At 64.8% G+C, this 20,253-nt stretch carries 19 protein-coding genes; 15 read left to right on the top strand and 4 right to left on the bottom strand.

Translation table 11 applies throughout. From position 1 onward, the window contains the following. The first annotated feature begins 8 nt into the window (after positions 1 to 8). Both MMSP_RS00945 and MMSP_RS00940 read left to right on the top strand, forming a co-directional pair. Positions 9 to 482, top strand: coding sequence for a thioesterase family protein (locus tag MMSP_RS00945; protein WP_086085822.1), 474 nt, complete (start codon positions 9 to 11; stop codon positions 480 to 482). Positions 483 to 554: 72 nt separating this feature from the next. Next, positions 555 to 995, top strand: a complete 441-nt coding sequence (locus tag MMSP_RS00940) for an SRPBCC family protein (protein WP_015354174.1) — start codon at positions 555 to 557, stop codon at positions 993 to 995. A 24-nt stretch (positions 996 to 1,019) separates the two neighbouring features. Here MMSP_RS00940 and MMSP_RS00935 read toward each other — a convergent pair whose 3' ends face one another. After that, entirely contained in the window at positions 1,020 to 1,712 is a 693-nt protein-coding gene (locus MMSP_RS00935) for a GntR family transcriptional regulator (RefSeq protein ID WP_020785090.1), read from the bottom strand. A gap of 159 nt (positions 1,713 to 1,871) precedes the next feature. On the opposite strand from MMSP_RS00935, the gene fadD5 reads away from it, so the two are divergent. From fadD5 to MMSP_RS00870, 13 genes are all read left to right on the top strand, one after another. Next, entirely contained in the window at positions 1,872 to 3,551 is a 1,680-nt protein-coding gene (gene fadD5, locus MMSP_RS00930; RefSeq protein WP_036425914.1) for a fatty-acid--CoA ligase FadD5, read from the top strand. 242 nt (positions 3,552 to 3,793) lie between these two features. Next, positions 3,794 to 4,570: an ABC transporter permease gene (locus MMSP_RS00925; RefSeq protein ID WP_015354177.1), complete on the top strand. Its 777-nt coding sequence runs from the start codon at positions 3,794 to 3,796 to the stop codon at positions 4,568 to 4,570. Between the two features lies 1 nt (position 4,571). Next, positions 4,572 to 5,441, top strand: a complete 870-nt coding sequence (locus tag MMSP_RS00920; protein ID WP_012392390.1) for an ABC transporter permease — start codon at positions 4,572 to 4,574, stop codon at positions 5,439 to 5,441. Positions 5,442 to 5,445: 4 nt separating this feature from the next. Continuing rightward, complete coding sequence (locus MMSP_RS00915) at positions 5,446 to 6,750, top strand: MCE family protein (RefSeq protein WP_020785089.1); 1,305 nt, start codon at positions 5,446 to 5,448, stop codon at positions 6,748 to 6,750. After that, the gene (locus MMSP_RS00910; RefSeq protein WP_015354180.1) at positions 6,747 to 7,787 is read left to right on the top strand and encodes a virulence factor Mce family protein; all 1,041 of its coding nucleotides are present in this window, start codon (positions 6,747 to 6,749) and stop codon (positions 7,785 to 7,787) included. Before MMSP_RS00915 ends, MMSP_RS00910 begins: the two co-directional genes overlap by 4 nt. After that, positions 7,784 to 9,349 (top strand): virulence factor Mce family protein, encoded by a 1,566-nt coding sequence (locus MMSP_RS00905; protein WP_036426986.1) that lies wholly within the window; start codon positions 7,784 to 7,786, stop codon positions 9,347 to 9,349. Before MMSP_RS00910 ends, MMSP_RS00905 begins: the two co-directional genes overlap by 4 nt. Then, a complete protein-coding gene (locus MMSP_RS00900) occupies positions 9,346 to 10,953 on the top strand; it encodes a virulence factor Mce family protein (RefSeq protein ID WP_020785087.1) in 1,608 nt (535 codons plus the stop codon). The genes MMSP_RS00905 and MMSP_RS00900 overlap by 4 nt, the downstream gene beginning before the upstream one ends. A 71-nt stretch (positions 10,954 to 11,024) precedes the next feature. Then, complete coding sequence (locus MMSP_RS00895; protein WP_036425909.1) at positions 11,025 to 12,176, top strand: virulence factor Mce family protein; 1,152 nt, start codon at positions 11,025 to 11,027, stop codon at positions 12,174 to 12,176. Further along, the gene (locus MMSP_RS00890; protein ID WP_020785085.1) at positions 12,170 to 13,723 is read left to right on the top strand and encodes an MCE family protein; all 1,554 of its coding nucleotides are present in this window, start codon (positions 12,170 to 12,172) and stop codon (positions 13,721 to 13,723) included. The genes MMSP_RS00895 and MMSP_RS00890 overlap by 7 nt, the downstream gene beginning before the upstream one ends. Next, the gene (locus MMSP_RS00885; RefSeq protein WP_020785084.1) at positions 13,693 to 14,496 is read left to right on the top strand and encodes a hypothetical protein; all 804 of its coding nucleotides are present in this window, start codon (positions 13,693 to 13,695) and stop codon (positions 14,494 to 14,496) included. Before MMSP_RS00890 ends, MMSP_RS00885 begins: the two co-directional genes overlap by 31 nt. After that, the gene (locus MMSP_RS00880; protein WP_012392398.1) at positions 14,493 to 15,482 is read left to right on the top strand and encodes an RDD family protein; all 990 of its coding nucleotides are present in this window, start codon (positions 14,493 to 14,495) and stop codon (positions 15,480 to 15,482) included. The genes MMSP_RS00885 and MMSP_RS00880 overlap by 4 nt, the downstream gene beginning before the upstream one ends. After that, positions 15,479 to 16,036, top strand: coding sequence for a hypothetical protein (locus tag MMSP_RS00875; RefSeq protein ID WP_020785083.1), 558 nt, complete (start codon positions 15,479 to 15,481; stop codon positions 16,034 to 16,036). The genes MMSP_RS00880 and MMSP_RS00875 overlap by 4 nt, the downstream gene beginning before the upstream one ends. Then, positions 16,003 to 16,797, top strand: a complete 795-nt coding sequence (locus MMSP_RS00870; protein ID WP_020785082.1) for a hypothetical protein — start codon at positions 16,003 to 16,005, stop codon at positions 16,795 to 16,797. Before MMSP_RS00875 ends, MMSP_RS00870 begins: the two co-directional genes overlap by 34 nt. 67 nt (positions 16,798 to 16,864) lie before the next feature. On the opposite strand, the gene MMSP_RS00865 is transcribed toward MMSP_RS00870, so the two are convergent. From MMSP_RS00865 to MMSP_RS00855, 3 genes are all read right to left on the bottom strand, one after another. After that, on the bottom strand, positions 16,865 to 17,992 hold the full coding sequence (locus MMSP_RS00865) for a phosphodiester glycosidase family protein (protein WP_020785081.1): 1,128 nt from the start codon (positions 17,990 to 17,992) through the stop codon (positions 16,865 to 16,867). A 63-nt stretch (positions 17,993 to 18,055) separates the two neighbouring features. Further along, complete coding sequence (locus MMSP_RS00860) at positions 18,056 to 19,429, bottom strand: YhgE/Pip domain-containing protein (protein WP_036425905.1); 1,374 nt, start codon at positions 19,427 to 19,429, stop codon at positions 18,056 to 18,058. 49 nt (positions 19,430 to 19,478) lie between these two features. Continuing rightward, positions 19,479 to 20,204 carry a pirin-like bicupin family protein gene (locus MMSP_RS00855; RefSeq protein ID WP_036426983.1) on the bottom strand — a complete coding sequence of 242 codons (726 nt, stop codon included), beginning with the start codon at positions 20,202 to 20,204 and terminating at the stop codon, positions 19,479 to 19,481. Between the last annotated feature and the right edge of the window lie 49 nt (positions 20,205 to 20,253).

Below are 20,253 nucleotides of genomic sequence, written 5' to 3'. Positions count from 1 at the left end.
TTCCATCGGTGCCCGCGGGGCCGTCCCCGGACGAGCTGTCCAGCGGTGATTTTCCGGTGCTCTGGCCGGTGCTCACCCGCTGGGCCGACAACGACATGTTCGGCCACCTCAACAACGCCGCCTACTACCAGCTGTTCGACACGGCCATCAACGCCTGGATCAACACCCGCACCGGCCTTGACCCGCTCACCACCGCCGCGCTGGGCATCGTCGCGGAGTCGGGCTGTCGATACTTCTCCGAACTGCATTTCCCGCAAGAGCTCGTGGTGGGGCTGGCGGTGACGCGGCTGGGCCGCAGCAGCGTCACCTACCGCCTTGCAGTGTTCAACTCCAGTCCCGGGGCCGGGGAGGGACCGGCTGGGCCGGGGCCGATCGCCGCGCTGGGGCGCTGGGTGCACGTCTACGTTGACCGCGTCAGCCGCAAACCCGTTCCGATCCCCGAGACCATCCGCACATTGCTGGCCACCGCGTGCGTGAATTAGGTACCGGCACACCCTAATCACCGGCCTGGCTGCACGCCCGGCGCCTGCCGAGTGCCCAGGTATGCTTCGCCAATGCCAGTTTTGAGCAAGACCGTCGAAGTCAGCGCCGACGCCGGATCGATCATGGGGATCGTCGCAGATATCGAGCGGTACCCCGAATGGAACGAAGGGGTCAAAGGGGCTTGGGTGCTGGCTCGCTACGACGACGGCCGTCCCAGCCAGGTGCGGCTTGACGCCTCGGTTCAAGGCTTCGAGGGCGTCTACATCCACGCCGTGTACTACCCGGGCGAGAATCAGATTCAAACCGTCATGCAGCAGGGCGATTTGTTCCTCAAGCAGGAGCAGTTGTTCAGCGTGGTGGAAGCCGGTGCCGCCAGTTTGCTGACGGTGGACATTGACGTCGAGCCCAGCATGCCGGTGCCGCCGCCGATGGTGAAGCTGCTACTCAACAATGTGCTCGAGCAACTCGCCGCAAATCTCAAATTGCGTGCCGAACAATTGACCGCCGGCTAGAAAATTCAGCGGAATTCCACGGGGTCAGTTGAAGATTCCGTTGGTCTCCAGCATTTGCGTCAGCCGGTGCGCGGCATCGGTGAATTGCCAGACACTGTGCTCGATCACCGCCGCGGTATCGCGGCGCCGCAATGCCGCGATCAATTGCCGATGATTGTCCACCGCTGCGGCACCCCATTGCGGGTCGCTGGCGTAGAGCTGCGCGGGCATGTAGCGCGCGGCATTGAGCAGAAACCAGGCCAACTTGATCCGCCCGCTGGATTGGTTGAGGACGCGGTGGAACGCGAATTCCAGCGCGGCGATCGCCTCGGTATCGCCGGCCCCGACCGCCGCGGTGAGCGCATCGTTGATGTGCTCGAGTTCCCCGATGTCGACTTCACTGATTCGTTCGGTGGCGGTGACCGCAAGTTCGCGGGCGATGGTGGCCTGCAGCCAGAAGATGTCGTCGATGTCCTGGCGGGTCAGCGGCAACACCACATGACCACGGTGCGGCTCCAGCTGCACCATGCCCTCACCGCGCAGCTTCAGTAGGGCTTCGCGACCCGGGGTGATGCTCACCCCGAGTTCGGCCGCGGTCTCATCGAGGCGGATGAACGTTCCCGGTCGCAACGTTCCGGACATGATGGCCGCTCTCAGATGGCCGGCGACTTCGTCGGACAACTGCGCGCGGCATAGTGGCCGCCGGCTTTTGCGACGCGCGGACAGCGGTATGTTCATACGGCCTGCCAGGTCTTTCCGGAGCGTGGCGGGGCTTTACGTGGTCTTGTCTCGGGTCTTGTTTGGGGCCGCCGGGCACATTAATGTGACCCAGGCAACACCATGTTTTATCAAATATCAGTCTGACGCAAGCGGTGCGCAAGTGAAGGGACTGCATAGTTGACCGCGGAACTGGCCAGCCACCTGCCGCAGGCCGCTCACGCCCTGGAGCAGCCTTATTTGGCTCGCCGGCAGAACTGGGTCAACCAACTCGAGCGGCATGCCATGATGCAGCCGCGGGCCACCGCGATCAGGTACCTCGGTCACACCGTGACGTGGGCTGACCTGCGATATCGGGTTGCCGCGCTGGCCGGTTCCCTAAGCCGCCGAGGGGTCGGCTTCGGGGACCGGGTGATGATCCTGATGCTCAACCGCACCGAGTTCGTCGAGTCTGTTCTGGCCGCCAACATGCTGGGTGCCATCGCGGTTCCGCTGAATTTCCGGCTCACGCCGTCCGAAATTGCGTTCCTGGTGGAGGACTGCGCACCGCGTCTGGTCATCACCGAAGAAGTGCTGGCCCAGGTCGCCGTGGGCGTCCGCGAGATCGCTCCCGCACTGAGCACGATCGTGGTAGCCGGCGGCGCATCCGATCCCACCGTGGTGGGCTACGACGAGCTCATCAGTGAGACCGGTGACCCACCCGAACCGGTCGACATCCCCAATGACTCGCCGGCGCTGATCATGTACACCTCCGGCACCACCGGCCGGCCCAAGGGCGCGGTGCTGACACACACGAACCTCACCGGCCAGGTGATGACGGCGCTCTACACCGGCGGCGCCAATATCAACAGCGACGTGGGTTTCATCGGCGTCCCGTTTTTCCACATCGCCGGGATCGGCAACATGCTCAGCGGAATGCTGCTCGGCGTCCCCACCGTGATCTATCCACTGGGCGCGTTCAACCCCGGCCAGCTGCTCGACGTGCTGGAGGCCGAACGGGTCAGCGGCATCTTTCTGGTGCCCGCCCAGTGGCAGGCCGTCTGCGCGGAACAACAAGCCCGGCCACGTGAACTGAGCTTGCGGGTGATGTCGTGGGGGGCCGCACCGGCACCGGCTGCGTTGCTGCGTCAGATGTCAGAGGTTTTCCCGGGAACGCAGATCATGGCGGCGTTCGGTCAGACCGAGATGTCTCCGGTCACCTGCATGCTGCTCGGCGAAGATGCGATCCGAAAGCGAGGTTCGGTCGGCAAAGTGATCCCGACCGTCTCCGCTCGCGTCGTCGACGACGAGATGAACGACGTGCCCATCGGTCAGGTCGGCGAAATCGTTTACCGGGCACCAACACTGATGAGCGGATACTGGAACAACCCGGAAGCGACCGCAGAAGCGTTCGCCGGCGGTTGGTTTCATTCCGGGGATCTGGTCCGGATGGACGAGGACGGCTACGTCTGGGTGGTGGACCGCAAGAAGGACATGATCATCTCCGGCGGAGAGAACGTTTACTGCGCCGAAGTGGAGAACGTGCTTGCCAGCCACCCCGGCATTGTCGAGGTCGCGGTGATCGGCCGAGCCGACGAAAAGTGGGGCGAGGTACCGATAGCGGTCGCGGCTGTAACGAAAGACCACCTTCGCATCGAAGACTTAGGTGAGTACCTGACCGAGCGGCTTGCGCGTTACAAGCACCCGAAGGCGCTCGAGATTATAGACGCACTACCGCGAAACCCTTCCGGGAGCAGGGCTCCGGCGTTCCCTGCTTCCGGGAAGGTGCTAAAAACTGAATTGCGTTTGCGCTACGGAGTAGGCGTCTACTCCGAAAGTCGTTCTGTGTCAAGGTCATTTGAATTCAGAGAGGGAAGCTAAGAAGGTCGAAAATGTTCGCTGGCTGCAGACGATGTGTTAATTGTGTGGATGCGGTTCACACGTAGACAGGCATCAGGTACATTCCTGTGGTCTCGGTTACTGCCTGCCGGTAGTGAGCCGTCGGTCACACACCTAGGGACGGGGGAAGGAGGAGGCGTGCGACGAGATCGGCCGTGTAGCCGCGATCCGCGTGCTCCTATCGGGAAGGGGCAACGGTGACGACGTCTTCTGGCCCGCACCTGATGGGCTACCTTCGCGACCAGCTAGAGACACCGCTGACGATGGTCGGCGGGTTCTTCCGGATGTGTGTGCTGACCGGAAAGGCGCTATTCCGTAGGCCGTTCCAGTGGCGGGAACTCATTCTGCAGTGCTGGTTCGTCATGCGGGTGGCGCTGCTGCCGACCATCATGGTCTCCATCCCGCTGACGGTGCTGCTCATCTTCACGTTGAACGTCTTGCTCGCCCAGTTCGGTGCGGCCGACATCTCCGGCGCCGGTGCCGCGATCGGTGCGGTCACCCAGCTCGGCCCGCTGACCACCGTGCTGGTGGTGGCCGGTGCCGGCTCGACGGCCATCTGCGCCGATCTGGGAGCTCGCACCATCCGTGAAGAGATCGACGCGATGGAAGTGCTGGGCATCGACCCCATCCACCGACTGGTGGTGCCGCGCGTCATCGCCGCGACCTTCGTCGCCACCCTGCTCAACGCCCTGGTGATCACCGTCGGCCTGGTCGGCGGTTACCTGTTCGGTGTCTACCTGCAGAACATCAACGGCGGCGCCTACCTGGCCACGCTGACCACCATCACCGGCATGCCCGAGGTGACGATCGCGATGGTCAAGGCGGCGACGTTCGGCCTGATCGCCGGGCTGGTCGGGTGCTACCGCGGGCTGACGGTGCGCGGCGGTTCCAAGGGTCTGGGTACCGCCGTCAACGAGACAGTTGTGTTGTGCGTGGTCGCGCTCTACGCGGTCAACGTCATCTTGACCACGATCGGCGTGCGATTCGGGACGGGGCACTGACATGTCGACAGCCGCAGTACTGCGGGCCCGCTTCCCGAGGGCGATTGCGAACTTCAATCGCTACGCCGGCTCGGTCACCCGGGGACTCGATGAATCGGGGCGCCTGGCGTGGTTCATTCTGACCAGCCTCGGACAGTCGGGTCACGCGCTGCGTTACTACCGCAAAGAGATTCTGCGGCTGATCGCCCAGATCGGCATGGGTACCGGCGCGATGGCCGTCGTCGGCGGTACCGCCGCGATCGTCGGCTTCGTGACGCTCTCCGGTAGCTCGCTGATCGCCATCCAGGGTTTTGCGTCCCTGGGAAACATTGGTGTGGAGGCGTTCACAGGGTTCTTCTCCGCACTGGTCAACGTGCGTATCGCCGGTCCCGTGGTGACCGGGGTCGCGCTGGCGGCCACCGTCGGTGCCGGCGCGACGGCCGAGCTGGGAGCCATGCGGATCAGCGAGGAGATCGATGCCCTGGAGGTGATGGGCATCAAGTCCATTTCCTACCTGGCGTCCACTCGCATCATGGCCGGCCTGGTGGTGATCATCCCGCTGTATGCGTTGGCGATGATCATGTCGTTCTTCTCCCCGCAGATGGTCACGACGGTGCTCTACGGACAGTCGTCGGGCACCTACGAGCACTACTTCCGGACGTTCCTGCGTCCCGACGACGTCTTCTGGTCATTCTTGGAGGCCATCATCATCGCGGCGATCGTCATGGTCACGCACTGCTACTACGGCTACAACGCCGGCGGTGGACCGGTGGGTGTGGGCGAGGCGGTGGGGCGCTCGATGCGTTTCTCACTGGTCTCGGTCAATGTTGTTGTTTTGTGTGCCGCGTTGGCGCTCTACGGCGTCAACCCCAACTTCGCACTGACGGTGTAGCGCCATGACAAAACCGGGCAAGCTCAACAAGGTCAACGAACCGCCGTACAAGATCGCGGGCATCGCCCTGTTCTTGGTCGGCCTGCTTATCTTGTCCTTGGTCTACCTCCAGTTCCGTGGCGACTTCGATCGCAAGGTCAAGCTGACCATGTTCTCCGAGCGCGTGGGCCTGGTGATGGATCCGGGCTCGAAGGTCACCTACAACGGGGTCCAGATCGGGCGAGTCGACACCATCTCGGAGATCACCAGGGACGGCAAGCCGGCAGCAAAATTCGTCTTGAACGTCTATCCGCGATACCTGCCGCTGATACCGGAAAACGTGGACGCGCAGATCAAGGCGACCACGGTGTTCGGTGGCAAGTACGTGTCACTGACAACGCCGGAACATCCGTCGAACAAGAAGCTTTCGGCCCACAGCGTCATCAACGCCTCGGCGGTGACCACCGAAATCAACACCTTGTTCGAGACCCTGACCTCGATCTCCGAAAAGGTGGACCCGGTCAAGCTGAACCTGACGCTGAGCGCCGCCGCGGAAGCCCTCACCGGACTGGGTAACCGGTTCGGCGAGGCGATCGCCAACGGCAACGAGATCCTCGACGACATCAATCCGCAGATGCCTCAGGCTCGGCGCGACATCCAACAGTTGGCGGCCCTGGGTGACGTGTACGCCGACGCCGCACCGGATTTGTTCGACTTTCTCAACAACTCCGTGCCGACCGCACGCACCATCAATGCTCAGCAGCACGACTTGGACGCGGCGTTGTTGGCGGCGGTCGGATTCGGCAACACCGGCGCGGACGTCTTCGAGCGGGGTGGACCCTATCTGGCGCGCGGCGCCGCCGACCTGGTGCCAAGCGCCCAGCTGCTGGATACCTACAGCCCGGAGTTGTTCTGCACCCTGCGCAACTACCACGACGTCGAGCCGCAGGCCTACAAGTTCCTGGGCGGCAACGGCTACTCGCTGAACAGCCACACGACGCCGCTCTCCGCGTTGGGAATGATGCTCAACCCCGCCTCACTTGTGCCCCTGCTGATCTCGCAGGTCGGTGGCCTGGCTGCCGGTCTGGTCGGCGGGGCGCCCAACCCCTACATCTATCCCGAGAACCTGCCACGGGTGAATGCACACGGCGGGCCTGGGGGTGCGCCGGGCTGCTGGCAGAGCATCACCCATGACTTCTGGCCCGCGCCGGAGCTGGTCATGGACACCGGCAACAGTCTTGCGCCCTACAACCACTTGGAGACCGGTTCGCCCTTCGTACTGGAATATGTCTGGGGTCGTCAAGTAGGGGATTACACGATCAACCCATGAAAATCACCGGTACTGCAATCAGACTCGGCATCTTCTCGTTGGTGCTGATGCTCTTCAGCGTGATGATCATCATCGTGTTCGGTCAGATCCGCTTTGACCGTACGTATGCGTACTCGGCCGAGTTCAGCAATGCCAGTGGTCTGCGGCCGGGCCAGTTTGTTCGCGCCTCCGGGGTCGAGATCGGCAAGGTGAAGTCGGTATCGCTGATCGACGGCGGCAAACGGGTGCGGGTGAATTTCGACGTCGACCGATCGGTGCCGCTGTACCAGTCGACGAGCGCGCAGATCCGCTACCTCGACCTGATCGGCAATCGCTACCTCGAGCTCAAACGCGGCGAGGGCGACGGCTCGGATCGGATCATGCCGCCGGGTGGCTTCATCCCGTTGTCGCGGACCTCGCCGGCGCTGGACCTTGACGCCCTGATCGGTGGTTTCAAGCCGGTGTTCCGGGCGCTGGACCCCGACAAGGTCAACACCATCGCCTCGGCCCTGGTCACCGTATTTCAGGGGCAAGGCGGCACCATCAACGACATTCTCGACCAAACCGCTCAGCTGACTTCGCAGCTTGCCGAGCGCGACCAGGCGATCGGTGAGGTGATCAAGAACCTCAACACCGTCCTGGCCGCGACCGTGCGGCATCGCAAGGACTTCGATCAGACGGTCAACAACCTCGAGGTGCTGATCACCGGGCTCAACGAGCACCGCGACGATCTTTCCGGTGGCATCGCGCATGTCAGCAACGCGGCCGGAACCGTGGCCGACCTATTGGGTGAGGACCGTGCGCTGCTACACAAGACGGTCAACTACCTGGACGCCGTTCAGCAGCCGCTGATCGACCAGCGCCAAGAGCTCGCCGACTTCCTGCACAAGGTGCCGACGGCATTGAACATGATTGGGCGCGCGATCGGGTCCTATGGAGACTTCGTGAACTTCTACTCCTGCGACATCAGCCTCAAGATCAACGGGCTGCAGCCTGGTGGGCCCGTCCGAACGGTTCGACTTTTCTCGCAACCGACGGGTAGGTGCGCACCGCAATGAGGACACTAGAACCCCCCAACCGGCTTCGCATCGGGCTCATGGGCATCGTCGTGATGCTCGTGGTCGTCGGCGTGGGTCAGAGCTTCACCAGCGTGCCGATGATTTTCGCCAGGCCGAGCTACTACGGGCAGTTCACCGACTCCGGCGGAATCAACAACGGCGACAAGGTACGCATCGCCGGGCTGGACGTCGGCAAGGTCGAGGGCCTGCGGATCGACGGTGACCACATCGTCATGAAGTTCTCGATCGGCACCAACACCATCGGCACCGATAGCCGGCTGTCGATCCGTACCGACACGATTCTGGGTAAGAAGGTCGTCGAGATCGAGGCGCGCGGCAACCAGCCGCTGCGGCCGGGTGGCACGCTGCCGCTGGGCCAGAGCACCACGCCGTACCAGATCTACGACGCATTCTTCGACGTCACCCGGGCCGCCACCGGCTGGGACATCGACACGGTCAAGAAGTCGCTGCACGTGTTGTCGGAGACGATCGATCAGACCTATCCGCACCTGAGTTCCGCGCTCGACGGTGTCGCCAAGTTCTCCGACACGCTGGGTAAGCGCGACGACGAGCTCAAGCACCTGCTCGCCCAGGCCAACCAAGTGGCTAGCGTCCTCGGGGACCGCAGCGCGCAGGTCGACCGGCTGCTGGTGAACGCGAAGACTCTGCTGGTCGCCTTCAACGAACGTGGCCGCGCGATCGACGCGCTGCTGGGGAACATCGCATCGTTTTCAGCGCAGGTTCAGGGGCTGATCAACGACAACCCCAACCTCAATCACGTGCTTGAACAACTGCGCACGGTCAGCGACGTCCTGATCGAACGCAAAGAAGATCTCGCCAAGGGCCTCGAGATGGTCGGCGCATTCCTGCCATCGCTGAACGAGTCCATCGCGTCGGGCCCGTTCTTCAAGGTCGTCATTCACAACCTGGTCCCGGGCCAGATCCTGCAGCCGTTCATCGATGCAGCGTTCAAGAAGCGTGGCCTGTCCCCAGAGGACTTCTGGCGCAGTGCTGGGCTGCCGGAGTACCGGTTCCCCGACCCCAACGGCACTCGGTTCCCCAACGGCGCTCCGCCCCCGGGACCTCGGGTGCTCGAAGGTACCCCGGACCACCCGCTTCCCGCGGTGCCACCCGGATCGCCCTGCTCGTACACGCCGGCCGCCGACGCGCTGCCCCGGCCGGACAACCCGCTGCCCTGCGCGGGCGTGCTGGAAGGTCCGTTCGGTGGGTTCGGCTTCCCGGCTCCGTTGGACGGTGTCGAGTCGTCACCGCCGAATCCGAACGGCCTGCCGCCGACGCCGGGTATTCCGATCGCCGGGCGGCCGGGCGAACCCGCGCCGGATGCTCCCGGTACCCCGGTGCCGTTGCCGCCGGATGCGCCGCCAGGTGCCCGCACCGAGCCGGTCGGACCGGCCGGGCCGACGCCACCCCCGTCAACGTTCGCTCCCGGGCTGCCGCAGGGTCCGCCCGCACCGCCTGGGCCCGGGCCGCAGCTGCCCGACCCGTACATCACCCCAGGTGGCACGGGAGGTAGTGGTGCGACGGGAGGTAGCCAGAATTGAGCACCATCTTTGACATCCGCAACATCCGGCTACCCAAGGTTTCCCGGGCGACCGTCATCATCGGGTCCCTGGTGTTGGTGCTCGGCCTGGTTGCCGCGTTCGTCGGCTTGAAGCTGTATCAGAAGCTGACCAACAACACCGTGGTCGCCTACTTCCCGAGTGCGAATGCCCTCTACCCGGGGGACAAGGTCCAGATCATGGGCCTGCAGGTAGGCAAGATCGACAACATCGAGCCGGCCGGCGACAAGATGAAGGTCACCTTCCACTACCAGAACAAGTACAAGGTGCCGGCCAACGCCTCCGCGGTGATCCTCAACCCGACCCTGGTCGCATCGCGCACCATCCAGTTGGAGCCGCCCTACAAGGGTGGCCCGGTGCTGGCCGACAACGCGGTGATCCCGCTGGAACGCACCCAGGTGCCCGTTGAGTGGGATGAGCTGCGCAACAGCATCACCAACATCATCGACAAGCTGGGCCCCACCAAGGATCAGCCGACCGGGCCGTTTGGCGAGGTTCTCGAATCCTTCGCGAACGGCTTGGAGGGCAAAGGCAAGCAGATCAACACCGCGCTGGACAGCCTGTCGCGGGCATTGACCGCGCTGAACGAAGGCCGTGGCGACTTCTTCGCGGTGGTGCGCAGCCTGGCGCTGTTCGTCAACGCGCTGCACCAGGACGACAAACAGTTCGTGGCGCTGAACCAGAACCTCGCCGACGTCACCGGCCGGCTGGTGGGCTACGACCGCGACCTGTCCAATGCGCTGCAGCAGTTCGACAGCTTGCTGTCGACGGTGCGGCCGTTCCTGGACAAGAACCGCGAAGTGCTGACCTACGACGTCAACAACCTGGCCGAAGCGACCAACACTCTCCTGCAACCTGACCCGTTGAACGGTCTGGAGACGGCGTTGCACGTGCTTCCCACGGCCGCGTCGAACGTGAACCAGATCTACCACCCGGCGCACGGTTCGGTTGTCGCCGTACCGGAAATCACGTCCTTCGCGAACCCGATGCAGTTCGTCTGCAGCTCGATTCAGGCCGGCAGCCGGCTCGGCTACCAGGAGTCCGCCGAGCTGTGTGCGCAGTATCTGGCGCCCGTGCTGGATGCGATCAAGTTCAACTACTTCCCGTTCGGGTTGAACGCGTTCAACACCGCCGAGGTGCTGCCCAAGCAGGTCGCCTACTCCGAGCCCCGGCTGCAGCCGCCGAACGGATACAAGGACACGACCGTTCCGGGCATCTGGGTGCCGGACACTCCGCTGTCGCACCGCAACACCCAACCCGGCTGGATCGTCGCTCCCGGAATGCAGGGCCAGCAGGTCGGGCCGATCACGGCGGGCCTGATGACTCCCGAGTCGCTTTCCGAGCTGATGGGTGGGCCCGACATCGAGCCCGTTCAGTCGACCCTGCAGACACCGCCCGGACCGCCCAACGCCTACGACGAGTACCCGGTGCTGCCGCCGATCGGCTTGCAGGCTCCGGTACCAATACAGCCACCGCCGCCGGGTCCGGAAGTGATCCCAGGTCCCGTCGCCCCGACACCGGCGCCCGGACCGGCACCGGCACCAGTTGGAGCACCTTTGCCCGCTGAGGCAGGGGCAGGACAGTGAGGTGCGGCGTGAGTGTGATGGGTGCGATCGGTAAGTCGAAGCAATCGGCCGCCAGACGCGGTGTAGGCGCGATGCGCGCGGTATCGCGCCGGGCCTGGCAGGGCCTGGCACTGCTGATGGTGGCGCTGGTCCTGAGCTCCTGTGGCTGGCGTGGCATCTCCAATGTCGCGATCCCGGGTGCGCCGGGGACCGGCAAGGGGTCTTACACCGTTTATGTGCAGGTGCCCGACACCCTGGCGATCAACGGCAACAGCAAGGTGATGGTTGCCGACGTGCCCGTCGGGTCGATTCGCAACATCCAGCTCAAGAATTGGGTGGCGACCCTGACGTTGGGCATCGACCAGGGCGTCAAGCTGCCCAAGAACGCGCTCGCCAAGATCGGCCAGACCAGTTTGCTGGGTTCCCAGCACGTTGAGCTGGCCGCACCGCCCAACCCGTCGTCGCAGCTACTCAAGAACGGCGACACCATCCCGCTGAAGAATTCCTCGGCGTACCCCAATACCGAGCAAACGCTGGCCAGCATCTCGCTGATCCTGCGCGGCGGCGGCATCCCCAACCTGGAAGTGCTGCAAAACGAGGTCTACGACATCTTCCACGGGCGCGGCGATCAGATCCGGGGCTTCCTCACCAGGCTTGACACCTTCACGCGGCAGCTCAACGAACAACGCGATGACATCACTCGCGCCATCGACTCCACCAACCGACTGATGGCCTACGTGGGTGGCCGGGCCGACGTGGTGGATCGCGCGCTGACCGATCTGCCGCCGCTGATCAAGCATTTCGCTGACACCCGCGATCTGCTGATCAACGCCGTGAACTCGGTGGGACAGCTCAGCGACGTCACCGGCCGCTACCTGTCGGAGGCACGGGGCAACCTGCACACCGATCTGCAGTCGTTGCAGTGTCCGCTCAAGGAACTCGGTCGCGGCTCGCAGTACCTGATCGGGGCCCTGAAGCTGATCATCACCCAGCCGTTCGACATCGACGCCGTGCCGAAGATCTTCCGCGGTGACTATCAGAACGTCTCGGCCACCCTGGACGTCACGTTCAGCGCCATGGACAACGCGGTGCTCACCGGTACCGGCTTCTCCGGCGCGCTGCGCGCCCTGGAGCAGTCGTTCGGCCGTGACCCGGAGACGATGATTCCCGACGTCCGGTACACCCCGAACCCGAACGACGCACCCGGCGGTCCGCTGGTGGAAAGGGGTGACAGGCAGTGCTGACTCCATTCATCAAGCGCCAGCTGATCATGTTCGGGACGCTGACCGTCCTGTCGCTGCTGGTCCTGGGCGTCTACTACTTGCAGATCCCGGCGTTGCTGGGGGTGGGGCGCTACCCGCTCAAGGCCGAGTTGCCGGCCTCGGGTGGTTTGTATCCCACGGCCAACGTCACCTATCGCGGCATCACGATCGGCAAGGTGACCGGCGTCGAACCCACGGCAACCGGTGTCGAAGCCACGATGAGCATCGACAGCCGCTACAAGATCCCGGTCGACGCTTCCGCCAACGTGCATTCGGTGTCGGCGGTCGGCGAACAGTACCTGGACCTGGTGTCCACCGGCGCCCCCGCGAAGTTCCTCTCGCCCGGGCAGACCATCACCAAGGGAACGGTACCCAGCGAAATCGGTCCTGCGCTGGACACCGCGAACCGCGGGCTCGAGGTGCTGCCGGCAGACAAGATCCCGGTGCTGCTCGATGAGACCGCGCAAGCGGTCGGCGGCTTGGGGCCCGCCCTGCAGCGGCTGGTCGACGCCACGCAGGCGATCGTCGGGGACTTCCACACCCAGATCAACGACGTCAACGACATCATCCAGAACTCGGGCCCGATCCTGGACAGTCAGGTCAACTCGGGCGATGCGATCTCGCGCTGGGCACACAACCTCAACGTCCTGGCCACCCAGACGGCCGAGCGGGACCAGAACGTGAAGAGCATTCTTACTCAAGCCGCGCCCACCGCCGACCAGCTCAACTCGGTCTTCAGCGACGTGCGCGACTCGCTGCCGCAGACGTTGGCGAACCTGGAAGTGGTGTTTGACCTGCTCAAGCGCTACCACAAGGGCCTGGAGCAGGTGCTGGTATTCCTGCCGCAGGGTGCCTCGATCGCCCAGACGGTGGCCGCGCCCTTCCCGAACATGGCCGCCCTGGACATGGCGCTGGCGATCAACCAGCCACCACCCTGTCTGACCGGCTTCATCCCGGCCGAGCAGTGGCGTTCCTTCGCCGACATCAGCCTGCAGCCGCTGCCTAAGGGCACCTACTGCAAGATTCCGATGGACACGCCGGCCAACAGTGTGCGCGGCTCCCGCAACATCCCGTGTGTGGACGTCCCCGGCAAGCGGGCAGCGACCCCGCGTGAGTGCCGTGACCCCAAGCCGTACGTCCCGGCGGGTACCAACCCGTGGTACGGCGACCCCAACCAGCTGCTGACCTGCCCGGCGCCCGGCGCGCGCTGCGACCAGCCGGTTAAGCCCGGCCTGGTGGCGCAGGCGCCATCGGTGAACAACGGGATGAACCCGGCACCGGCGGACAAGCTGCCTCCGGGCGGAACGCCACCTCCGATCAGCGATCCGCTGCAGCGACCGGGATCGGGTACGGTGCAGTGCAACGGCCAGCAGCCCAACCCGTGTGTCTACACTCCGGGCCCCCCGACGGCTGTCTACAGTCCCCAGAGCGGTGAACTGGTAGGGCCCGACGGAGTCAAATACTCCGTCGAAAACTCGACCAAAACAGGAGACGACGGATGGAAGGAGATGCTGGCGCCAGCCGGCTGAACCCCACCGACGCGGATGATTCGTTGCGTACCGAGGCGACAGCTGAGGATTCGTCGGAATCTGAGGCCGAAGCCGTACAGATCAGTCACGACGTGACGACCGAGGATTCAGCGGAATCCGAGGCCGCACCGGATTCGACTGAACAACCGGAACCCGAGGCCGCGGCCGAACCCGAGGCCTCGGCCGGTTCGCACGACGCTGCCCAAGAGCAAGCCGAGGACACCGAGCAGTCCGGCGATGGCCAGGCTGTCGAGCCCGGTGTCGAGCGCAGACCTTCGCGGCTGGGGCGGGGCTGGCTGGTGGGCATCAGCGCGGTCCTGCTGTTGGCCGCCGGTGGCATCGGCGCCGGCGACTACCTGGCGCTGCGTTCGCACCAGGAGAGCCAGGTGATTGCGCGCAACGATGCGGCGGCCCTGGAAGCGGCGAAGGATTGTGTCGCGGCTACCCAGGCCCCCGACACCAGCGCCATGGCCGCCAGTGAACAGAAGATCATCGATTGCGGCACCGATCAGTACCGCTCTCAGGCCGTGCTCTACAGCAGCATGCTGGTGCAGGCCTACCAGGCCGCCAACGTGCACGTGCAACTGACCGACATGCGTGCAGCCGTTGAGCGCAACAACCCGGACGGCTCGGTGGACGTGCTGGTCGCGCTGCGCGTCAAGATGTCCAACGATCAGGACCAGAATCAGGAGACCGGCTACCGGCTGCGGGTGCGGATGACGCCCACCGAAGGGCAGTACAAGATCTCCAAGCTTGATCAGGTGGCGAAGTGACGGTGGTGGTCGACAAGATCGAGACCACGGACGTCGTCGCAGAGTTACCCCAGAAGGTTCTTGCCCCCTGGCATCTGCGGCTGGGAGCCTTCGCCGTCGACGTGCTGTCCGGTGCCGCCGTGGTGGCCACGTTGGGGCTGGTCGCCGAGACTGTGCCGCCGGACAGCGTCTGGTGGTGGGTGTGCGTCTCCCTTCTGGCGCTGGTCGTTTTGGTCATGGCGGCCAACCGGCTGCTGCTGCCGCCGATCCTCGGCTGGAGCTTGGGACGGGCCCTGTGCGGAATCACGGTGGTGCGCCGCGACAGCCACGACGGCGATGATGCCCTCGGACCGTGGCTGCTGCTGGTCAGAGACCTGGCTCACCTGCTGGATACCCTTCCGCTGTTGATCGGGTGGCTGTGGCCGTTGTGGGACTCTCGGCGGCGCACGTTCGCCGACCTGCTGCTACGCACCGAGGTTCGCTACCGCGATCCCGAGCAGCGCCCGGCCCACGTCAGGCAGTGGACGGTGGCGGCGTTGCTCACCGCCGCGGCGCTGTGCGTCGGCGGCTCCGCGCTGAGCTACGGTCTGGTCTACGCCAGAGACCAGGCGACCGATCAAACCCGCGCGGAGATCGCGACGCAGGGGCCGAAGATCGTCGCACAGATGCTGACCTACGACCCGAGCACGCTGCAAGAGGACTTCGCCCGCGCCCGGTCGCTGACCACCGACAAGTACCGCGAGCAGTTGGCCGTTCAGCAGGAGACCGTGGCCAAGGGACACCCCGTCCTCAACGAGTATTGGGTGACCGACAGCTCGATACAGGCGGCGACGCCCGATCACGCCACCATGTTGATGTTCATGCAGGGCCGTCGAGGCAGCCCACCCGAGATCCGCTACATCAGCGCAACCGTGCGGGTGAGCTTCGCCAAAGACGGGGCCAACCAGTGGCGGGTGGACGATCTCACCGTCCTGACCAAGCCCAAACCCCCTGGGAATGGGAAATGAGTCCGCGGCGCAAGTTTGTTCCCGGCGAGGCCTCGTTACTGGTCGCGTCCTATCCGGAGGTGCCGAAACGACAGTGGGGGCTGTCACTGGCGGCCACCGCCGCCGCCGTGCTGATGGCGGCGGCGATCACCGTGTGCAGTCTGATGTTCGCCTCGCACGTCACGCGCTACCACGCCGCCAGGAAAGACCATGAGGTGGTCAACTCGGTGAAGTCGTTCATGAGCGAGTTCACCTCCGTCGATCCGTATCACGCCAACGAGTACATCGAGGGCATACTGGCGCACGCGACCGGCGATTTCGCCAAGCAGTACCGCGAAAAGGCGAACGAGATCCTGATACAGATCGCCCGTGCCGAGCCGGCCACCGGCACCGTGCTGGATGCCGGCGTGGAGCGGTGGAATGACGATGGCAGCGCCAACGTGCTGGTGGCTACCGAGGTGACCTCCAAGTCACCGGATGGCAAACAGGTCTTTGAGAACACGAATCGCTGGGCTGCCACGGCAAAGTGGGAAGGGAATCAGTGGAAGATCAGCAACCTGCTGCAGGTGATCTGACCGACGCCGTCTCCGACGGCGAGACCGAGGCTGCTGCCGCGGCATCCGACGACGAAGCTCAACCGGACGAGGCCGTCCAGACGCCGGCCGCCGGGGCCGAGCCCGCCGAGAGGGCCGCTGACGACGAGGCCACGACCGATTCCGTGGAGGACACGGGCGAAGCCAGCGCCGACTCCACCGACCCGGATACGGATGCGGAAGCGGATGGCGCGAAGGGCAAGGCCGCGGCCCGCCCCAAGAGACTGACCGGCCGCCGGCTAGCGGCGGTGGGCGCGGCGATCACTGCGCTGCTCTTTGTGGGTTCCGCGGCATTCGCGGGTGCCGCCGTGCAGCCCTACCTGGCCGATCGGGCGGTGGTGGCGATCAAGCTCAACGTGGCCCGCACCGCCGCGAACGCGATCACCACGTTGTGGACCTACAACCCCGAGAACATGGACGGCCTGCCCGATCGCGCCGCGACCTATCTCAGTGGCGACTTCGGAGCCCAGTACCGCAAGTTCGTCGACACCATCGTGGCGCCCAACAAGCAGGCCAAGATCACCAACAACACCGAGGTCACCGGGGTAGCGGTGGAATCGCTGGATGGCCCGAACGCCATCGCGATTGTCTACACCAACACCACGACGACCAGCCCGCTCACCAAGAACATCCCGTCGATGAAGTACCTGTCCTATCGGCTGATCATGAAGCGGGACCGGTCCCGGTGGTTCGTGACCCGGATGACGACCATCACCTCACTGGACCTGACACCGCGCGTCTAGTCCACCCGCGGCGGACCGACGGCCGACGGTGAACGTGAACGTGACGGCCAGGTGCTGGAGCGGCGGGCTAGTTGAACGCGAGCCAGCTGGGCAGCGCCCGCTCGTGCGAATCGCACAGGACCTGGCGGGTGTCACACGAGCCTTTCGGTGCTCCCGCCCCGGCCCACATGCCCCCGGTGTCGCGGCGCAACACGATCGCGGACGACCCACCGCCGTCGAGCAGGATGGCAGTGTCGCTGCCCAGGCCTCGGAACAGGTCCTGGATGTTGTCCGGGGTGTAGCTGCCGCCCTCAAAGATGTACATCTCGTCTTTCGGCTTGGAGTAGGCAAGGGCCGTCCGCGCCGCACTAGGGCCGCCGTCGTGCAGCTGTCCGATATCGCCGGGGGACAGCAGGCCGATGCCCGCGACCGCGACGAATTTCGCATTCTTGTTGAGCAGATCCTGGATCACCGGGGTGGCGAGGTCGTAGTCCTGCCTACCCTTGGGGCGCAACACATATGGTGCGCCGCCGACCGGAATGATCATGGTCGTCAGGGACGTCCAAACCTCATTTCCGCCGGACAGTCCCTGCTTGCCCGCGTAGGCGACGGTGCCGGTCACGGCCTGGTTGGCGCGTCCCATCCCGTGGGTGTTGTCAACGAAGGCGCCCAGCGGCGAACTGCAACCGGTGGTCCGCCACGAACCGCCCTTCTGCCCCCGCACGTCGAAGAAATTGGCGTTGATGGCAATAGTCGGCTGTCTCATCCGCTGCCACGCCTGAAGCGGCGGGTAGATCTCCGACGCCTGCCATAGCCCTTCGCTGGTGCGGGCCCCCGGGTTGCGCTCGCAGCGGGCCTGGTCGCCGGTGTGCGTGTCAACCAACAGATGCGGCTGCAACCGCTGCGACGCATTCTTGATGATCATCAGATGCCCGCCATTGTTCATCTCATACCAATGGCCGGCCCCGTTGAGCAGCGGCATGGGATGGCCACCGCCGAAGTTGTAGACCAGATAGGAGCCCCGGGTGGTGGCAATGGCGTGCTCGAGCATCTCGCGTCCGTCAGCGGCGCGGGCCAGCGGCCGTCCTGTGGTGGTGGCCAACGTCGCGCACACCGCCAGGACGGCAAAGCAGGCCGTGAGTCGGCGCAGGCTGGCAAATGCCGTCAGCACGAGGTAGCCCTTTCGGCCCAGGTCGAGGAGCAACCCCCCTAGCATCAGACACATCCGCCCCATTGTCAACAAAAATCACAGCGGGGTGACGGCACGGCCGCACCCTAATTACGTTTCCTCGCTTGAGCTTTCAGTTGAATCACGGTCGCGGGCGCGCTCCTTGGCCTGATGCTGCGCTTGGTGCTCCGCCGCAATCGCCATCTCCACCGCGCCGGGAATCCGGTGGAAGCCCTTGCGGTCATAGAGGTGGGTGGTGAGGCCACCTAGCAACAGGCCGATGACCAGGCCGATCGCCGTCATCAACAGCGCGTGCGACAACCCGGACTCCGGTTGACCGTTGAGATACAACAGCGATCGCACGCCCAGAAATACCTGGTGCATCGGCTCGAATTTGGCCAGCCAGCGGAAGAACGGCGGCACCGCCTCCAGTGGGACCGTGGCGCCGGCCGACGGCAGGCCGAGGATGACAAAGACCAGCATGCTGGCCAGCAGGCCCATGGAGCCCAGCACCGCGATCAGCGAACTGGACGTCACGCCCACCGCGGTGATCGCGAACACCCCGTATAGCCATAACTTCCAGCCCGCCGGAATGGGCATGCCGAGCCCATGGGCGATGGCCATATAGACCGCCGAGGTGAGCAATGCCAGCACCGTCATCAATCCCCACTTGAGCAACAGGGTGCGGAATCGCGAGATGTTGACCTGCTCGGCGAAGCGGTAGACGGGGCCGAACTCGGCCGGCACGTATCCCAGCAGTGAGTCCACCAAGGTGCTCACCATGATGCTGCCTGTGAAGCCGGCCAGCAGCAGCAACAGCGCGTAGTAGAAGGCCGACAAGCCGTTGCCGGTCCCGTTGGGCAGCGGATTATACACGGTGGTCTTGACGTCGATGGGGCTGGCCGGCCCGAGCGCCGATGCGCCGGACAGTGGCGCGCCGCCGGTCTGCGCCGCCACCTCGGCCGTAACACGTTCGCCGACTTTGCTATTGGCGGCCGCCATCGCCTGCGTCAGGGTATGGCCGGCGATGCTGGCGCCCAGGGTGCCGGCACGCGGATTGGTGGAGATGGTGATCACGGGCCGGTCGGTGGAACCGGGCTGGACCGCGCTTACCGCGAAGTCGCGCAGCTGGGAGGAGAAGGTCGGCGGTATTACCGCCGAGCCGTAGACCTGGGCCCGGTCCAGCAGCCGCTGGGCCTGTTCGTGGTCGACCACCCGGACATCGAATTTGTTCTTGTCCAATCCGGCGACGATGCCGTCGACAATCTGCTTGCCGGCGGGCCCGGCGTCCTCGTTGACCAAGGCGATGGGGAACTGGCGCAGATTGGTGGTCGGATTCAGGATTCCGCCCAGGTACAGCGCCGCCAGCGCGGACATCAAGGCCAGGGTGATGACGACCGGCGCCGTCCAGAACCGCACGGTCCGAAGCGACTTGATACTTCGCTTGGGGTTCGGCGCCGCATGGCGCGGCTGCGATTGAGACATGTGGGCTCCTGTCTGTCGTGCCCACTCTATGTGGCCTTGCTGGATATCCTCAGCTGCCCAGGATCGAGCGCATCTCCCAGATCAGTACCTCCGCGGGCGCATGCGCGCTCAGGCGCGGGGCTTCGACGTCGGTGAAGCGGACCGCATCTCCGGTGCTCACATCACCGAATGATTCCAGTCCGAGCCGTCCCCGGGCAACGAATAAGTGCAGGTAGGAGGCCGACGGCAGGTCGATGGTGTCGCCCGGGCGCAACCGCGCGCAATGCAGCGCGGCGTGGCGGTTGTGCAGGGTGATCGCCGCGTCCTGGCCGGGGATACCCGAGGCGACGGTGACCAGGCCGCCGTCGAACAGCCGGTGATCGATTCCACGCTGTTGGTAGCTCGGTGTGATGCCCGTCTCGTCGGGCGCGACCCACATCTGCACGAAATGCACCGGCTGTGACTGCGAATCGTTGGTCTCCGAATGCAGGATGCCGCTGCCCGCCGACATGCGTTGGGCCAGGCCGGGATAGATCACGCCGTGGTTGCCTGTGGAGTCCCGGTGTGTCAGTTCGCCTTCGAGTACCCAAGTCACGATCTCCATGTCCCGATGCGGGTGCGTGTCGAAGCCGCTTCGGGGTTGCACCACGTCATCGTTGCTGACCAGCAGCAAGCCGTGGTGGGTGTTGTCGGGGTCGTAGTGGTCGCCGAACGAGAACGAATGTCTGGACGTCAGCCAGGATGTGGTGGTGACGGCTCGGTCGGCCGCGCGCCTAATCTGCACGGTGGCGGGCATGGTCTCCACATTAATCCGGTACAGGGGCCCCGCGCGTGCGCCCCGCGTC

It is taken from the genome of Mycobacterium sp. 012931 (genome assembly GCF_000419295.1).
In the GTDB taxonomy this organism is placed as follows: domain Bacteria; phylum Actinomycetota; class Actinomycetes; order Mycobacteriales; family Mycobacteriaceae; genus Mycobacterium; species Mycobacterium marinum.
The sequence above is the reverse complement of the archived record's forward strand: the minus strand, read 5'-3'. Positions and strand labels throughout refer to the sequence as shown.